5 protein-coding genes are annotated in these 5,232 nt (G+C 35.1%); 3 read left to right on the forward strand and 2 right to left on the reverse strand.

The annotated features are described in order from the left end of the window. Positions 1-94 precede the first annotated feature (94 nt). Positions 95-1,285, forward strand: coding sequence for an IS256-like element ISLgar5 family transposase (locus tag ACI3E5_RS17385; RefSeq protein WP_498855887.1), 1,191 nt, complete (start codon positions 95-97; stop codon positions 1,283-1,285). Positions 1,286-1,727: 442 nt separating this feature from the next. On the opposite strand, the gene bsh is transcribed toward ACI3E5_RS17385, so the two are convergent. Beyond that, on the reverse strand, positions 1,728-2,702 hold the full coding sequence (gene bsh, locus ACI3E5_RS17390) for a choloylglycine hydrolase (RefSeq protein ID WP_002287105.1): 975 nt from the start codon (positions 2,700-2,702) through the stop codon (positions 1,728-1,730). Positions 2,703-2,864: 162 nt separating this feature from the next. Here bsh and ACI3E5_RS17395 point away from each other — a divergent pair, with 162 nt between their 5' ends. Continuing rightward, a complete protein-coding gene (locus tag ACI3E5_RS17395) occupies positions 2,865-3,122 on the forward strand; it encodes a hypothetical protein (RefSeq protein WP_002295273.1) in 258 nt (85 codons plus the stop codon). Between the two features lie 231 nt (positions 3,123-3,353). Here ACI3E5_RS17395 and ACI3E5_RS17400 read toward each other — a convergent pair whose 3' ends face one another. Then, positions 3,354-3,785, reverse strand: coding sequence for a DUF4231 domain-containing protein (locus ACI3E5_RS17400; RefSeq protein WP_002305693.1), 432 nt, complete (start codon positions 3,783-3,785; stop codon positions 3,354-3,356). Between the two features lie 247 nt (positions 3,786-4,032). Between ACI3E5_RS17400 and ACI3E5_RS17405 the strand changes: the two genes are divergently transcribed. Then, on the forward strand, positions 4,033-5,223 hold the full coding sequence (locus ACI3E5_RS17405) for an IS256-like element ISLgar5 family transposase (RefSeq protein WP_498855887.1): 1,191 nt from the start codon (positions 4,033-4,035) through the stop codon (positions 5,221-5,223). Positions 5,224-5,232 lie beyond the last annotated feature (9 nt).

Genomic DNA, 5,232 nt, shown 5'->3' on the forward strand with positions numbered 1-5,232 from the left:
GAGAGTGTAAAATATTTTGTGTAAATAGAAAAAAGGAAGTCCCTTCTGTAGAATAGAGTTACCACAACACATTCACAGAAGAGAGGACTTCCCTATGAACGATTTTACTACAGAAATTCTAAAGACTCTAGCGAACAAAGGCGATTTGAATGAATTATTCCGTGTCCATTTGGAGAAAGCAGTCAATACGCTTCTCAAAACGGAGTTAACGGCTTTCCTAGATTACGAAAAGTATGATCGCATTGGTTTTAACACGGGTAATTCTCGTAACGGCTCCTATGACCGTACGGTCAAGACCGAGTATGGGGAACTTCATCTCCAGATTCCGCGCGACCGCAATGGTGAGTTCAAGCAACAGACTGTTCCTGCTTATAGACGGACGAATGACACGTTAGAGGAGACCGTCATTCACCTCTTCCGAAAAGGTATTACCATGTCGGAAATCGCAGACTTGATTGAGAAAATGTATGGGCATCACTACACGCCCCAAACCATGTCCAATATAACAAAATCATTTACAGAAGAGGTAACGGCGTTTAAAGGGCGGGAGCTTCATGACCGTTATGCTGCTATTTATATGGACGCAACGTATATTCCGTTAAAGCGGAAAACCGTCGCCAAGGAAGCTATTCATATCGCAGTTGGCATTCGCCCGGACGGATCAAAGGAAGTATTGAGCTATGCGATTGCACCGACTGAATCCATCACGATTTGGGAGGAAATTTTATTGGACCTTCAAGAGCACGGTTTGAAAAATGTCCTCCTGTTCATCACGGATGGCTTAAAGGGGATGGTAGGAGCGATTAGTCGGTTCTATCCCAAAGCTCGTTTTCAACATTGTTGTGTACACGTTTCCCGTAATATCAGTCACAAAGTGCGTGTCGATGATCGTAAGGAAGTCTGTGATGATTTTAAAATGGTGTATCAAGCCTCATCTAAAGAGGTGGCGTTGGAAGCACGTGGTGCTTTTGCGAAAAAATGGAAAACCAGCTATCCAAAAGTGGTTGAATCGATTCTTTCGAACGATCACTTGCTCACTTTCTATGATTTCCCCTTGGCCATACGCAAGAGTATTTATTCTACGAACTTGATTGAATCCTTTAATAAGCAAATCAAGAAATACAGCCACCGCAAGGAACAGTTCCAAAACGAAGAGTCGATGGAACGTTTCTTAGTCTCGTCTTTTGATACTTACAACCAAAAATTCCTAGGTCGCAGTCATAAAGGCTTTCAACAGGCCGAAGGCGAACTTGAACAAATGCTAAGCCAACTGATTGAGAATTAGAAACAATCTACAGTAGGGAGGAACCATTTACACAAAATTATTGACGCTCCCTTATAAGTCTTTTTCCCATTATTTTTTATAGTTATATGGTATGCTTTTTAATGGCTTCAAATATAAAAGAGTTTAAAGCGTAATACACTTATGGGGAAGTGGTTTGGGGTGCGCTTTAAACTCTTCTTTATTATTATCTCACAGCATGCTTAAAAGGTCTATGGATTAAGTTATGTAAAAAAGTGCCTCTTTAAACGTCCTAAAATCCAAACAAGGATAGCATAATATACACTATCGTTGATCCAGAAAACAGGTAAATAAATTTTGCAAAAGCAATAAGTTAAAAACATTACAAAAAAGACAAGGATATCACATCAAGAAAAAATGTTTTGAAAATATCTTTGCCTTTTTGTATTATATCTATATTAAATAATCAATCACAACACATTAACTAATTTATATATTTAATTTGTTGTTTTTCTATAATTGGATAACTAATTAACTTATGACTATCTAAGTCTTCTTTATTCATATCAATTGCAGTAATTTGACTGTCTTCATATGTTCGATAATAATAGATTCCTTTGTCAACATTGCAACAAGAAGAATAAATTGTATATTCATATTTTCCATCACCAACATCACACAAACCTTTTTGTTGTTCTACTGAACCTAAGATATGGAAAAATTGACTAATACTTTCTGACTCTGAATCTCCAGATACAGAATTCAGCTTCGTAAAAGTCGCTTTAACAAAACGAGATACTGAGGATAAATCTCCAGGCAAGCCTATCCCTCCCATACCGCGGCTATAGGCATTCAAACTTATTTGATTTGAAAAATTATTTTTAGGAGTTTCACTCGATAAGACACGATAATTGTTTAAATTAAATAATTGATAGTCAAATGAAGGATTATTGGTAAGAACGCCCACAGGGTTATCATATATATGAAGTCCATCTTTCATACTTTCAATGACAATTGATTTTTCTTTATCAGCTAATAGCCAATGTAAAGGGGATAAAGGAAGTTCATCACTATAATTTATATTTGCTAAATTGATATTTTTTAACAATTTTTTAGCTTCTCCTACTGTTGAGCATTGTCCTAAAATCCAAGGAATAAATTCAAAAGGAGATACATTGTCTTTCCCTTCTTGTATTTCTTTATAATCAGCATACCCAGAAAAATTTAGCCCAGCCATACTCAATCCTTTTTCATTTGTCGCATCGTAATAAAGAGGGTAGTCAGCTATACCAGCGGCAATACCAATCATTGCATAATGAGTATCCAAATCATTTACCTTTCGAAAATTCAACTTATAATTTCTTGGAGTAACAGTGACTACTTCATTGTAAGATATTTCATAATCAAAATTCCTTCCAAAATAATGATCACTTGTTACATAAGTAATAGACGTACACATAGTTTATTCCTCCTAAATATTATTCTGTCCACGTTCATTTTACTCCAAAGTTTTCCTCATTTCAAAAGAAAATCACAGAATACACGAAGAAGCGTTTCTATTTGTATAAACTATATCAAAGTTCTATACTTAAATTATCAAATAAAAAGGACGTGAAGATAAATGTCAAATTTAGAAAACAAAGAAGAAAAAGTTGTAAACAAAATTGTTTCTGTTGTCAATAAACTGGATAAAGAGTTAGACGAACTTGATACGTTATCTGAAAATCCAGAAAAAAAACATAACCTAAAAAAATGGTTAGTTGAACGAAAGGCTATTCATGAAATTAAAAAAGTTCTTCATGAAGCTGATAAATATGAAAAATATGACGAAAAAGAACTTGATAAAGAATTTAAAGAAATCAATGACTTATTACTATAATTGATTTATACGACTCATTTTTGAGTCGTCAGACTGCAAACAACACTCTAAAGTTAGGAGTTTGTCTACAGTCTGAATAAATTTTAAATTTATTGTCCATAATGTTATTATGAATTTATAGCATTAAGAAAAGAGATAAGACTTTACATTTTTTTAGGAATGTAAAGTCTTATCTCTTTTCTTAATTGTACAATTAGTATTATCTGCACTACTTTCTAATTAAATAAATTTTTAGTTATTAACTTGATTAAAATCAGAGATAATATCATTTAATTCAGTTTGAAGGGTTGTAACGATTAAATGGAAATTTTCTTCATCTGTTTTATTATATGGGGATGTTTTCGTTATATATAACAACTTTTCTTTTTCAATTTTCATTAATAACTCTGTCGAAGTCTGTACTTTATCTTGATAATTAAATGCAGACATCCCACTTTGTATAATTGTAATTATTGCTGAAGCAATTGAAACAATCAATAGTAAAGACCTGTGTTCGGAAGCCTGATCAATTAATATTGGGATACTAGCTGATAAGACTATTTTTATAATATTTCCGATACCAATTACTCTATTATAAAATCGAATTTCTTTTTTTAATCTATCGATTGTAGAATCAATAGATTCGATAAACGCTTTTTGATCCATCATTTTCTCTCCAATCATTTTATTAAAATCATTAACAAAAATATTATAATAGGATTTAAGTAAGTTCTAACTAATCACACATAAAAATAAAAAAACATTTGTATTTTATCAAAGTTTTATTATACTTGTCAATTTGTGTACATCCTAAAATATAAGCTATTTGTTTACTTCTAGAGTGTAAAATATTTTGTGTAAATAGAAAAAAGGAAATCCCTTCTGTAGAATAGAGTTACCACAACACATTCACAGAAGAGAGGACTTCCCTATGAACGATTTTACTACAGAAATTCTAAAGACTCTAGCGAACAAAGGCGATTTGAATGAATTATTCCGTGTCCATTTGGAGAAAGCAGTCAATACGCTTCTCAAAACGGAGTTAACGGCTTTCCTAGATTACGAAAAGTATGATCGCATTGGTTTTAACACGGGTAATTCTCGTAACGGCTCCTATGACCGTACGGTCAAGACCGAGTATGGGGAACTTCATCTCCAGATTCCGCGCGACCGCAATGGTGAGTTCAAGCAACAGACTGTTCCTGCTTATAGACGGACGAATGACACGTTAGAGGAGACCGTCATTCACCTCTTCCGAAAAGGTATTACCATGTCGGAAATCGCAGACTTGATTGAGAAAATGTATGGGCATCACTACACGCCCCAAACCATGTCCAATATAACAAAATCATTTACAGAAGAGGTAACGGCGTTTAAAGGGCGGGAGCTTCATGACCGTTATGCTGCTATTTATATGGACGCAACGTATATTCCGTTAAAGCGGAAAACCGTCGCCAAGGAAGCTATTCATATCGCAGTTGGCATTCGCCCGGACGGATCAAAGGAAGTATTGAGCTATGCGATTGCACCGACTGAATCCATCACGATTTGGGAGGAAATTTTATTGGACCTTCAAGAGCACGGTTTGAAAAATGTCCTCCTGTTCATCACGGATGGCTTAAAGGGGATGGTAGGAGCGATTAGTCGGTTCTATCCCAAAGCTCGTTTTCAACATTGTTGTGTACACGTTTCCCGTAATATCAGTCACAAAGTGCGTGTCGATGATCGTAAGGAAGTCTGTGATGATTTTAAAATGGTGTATCAAGCCTCATCTAAAGAGGTGGCGTTGGAAGCACGTGGTGCTTTTGCGAAAAAATGGAAAACCAGCTATCCAAAAGTGGTTGAATCGATTCTTTCGAACGATCACTTGCTCACTTTCTATGATTTCCCCTTGGCCATACGCAAGAGTATTTATTCTACGAACTTGATTGAATCCTTTAATAAGCAAATCAAGAAATACAGCCACCGCAAGGAACAGTTCCAAAACGAAGAGTCGATGGAACGTTTCTTAGTCTCGTCTTTTGATACTTACAACCAAAAATTCCTAGGTCGCAGTCATAAAGGCTTTCAACAGGCCGAAGGCGAACTTGAACAAATGCTAAGCCAACTGATTGAGAATTAGAAACAATCT

Source organism: Candidatus Enterococcus avicola, from assembly GCF_047470845.1.
Classification (GTDB): Bacteria; Bacillota; Bacilli; order Lactobacillales; family Enterococcaceae; genus Enterococcus_D; species Enterococcus_D casseliflavus.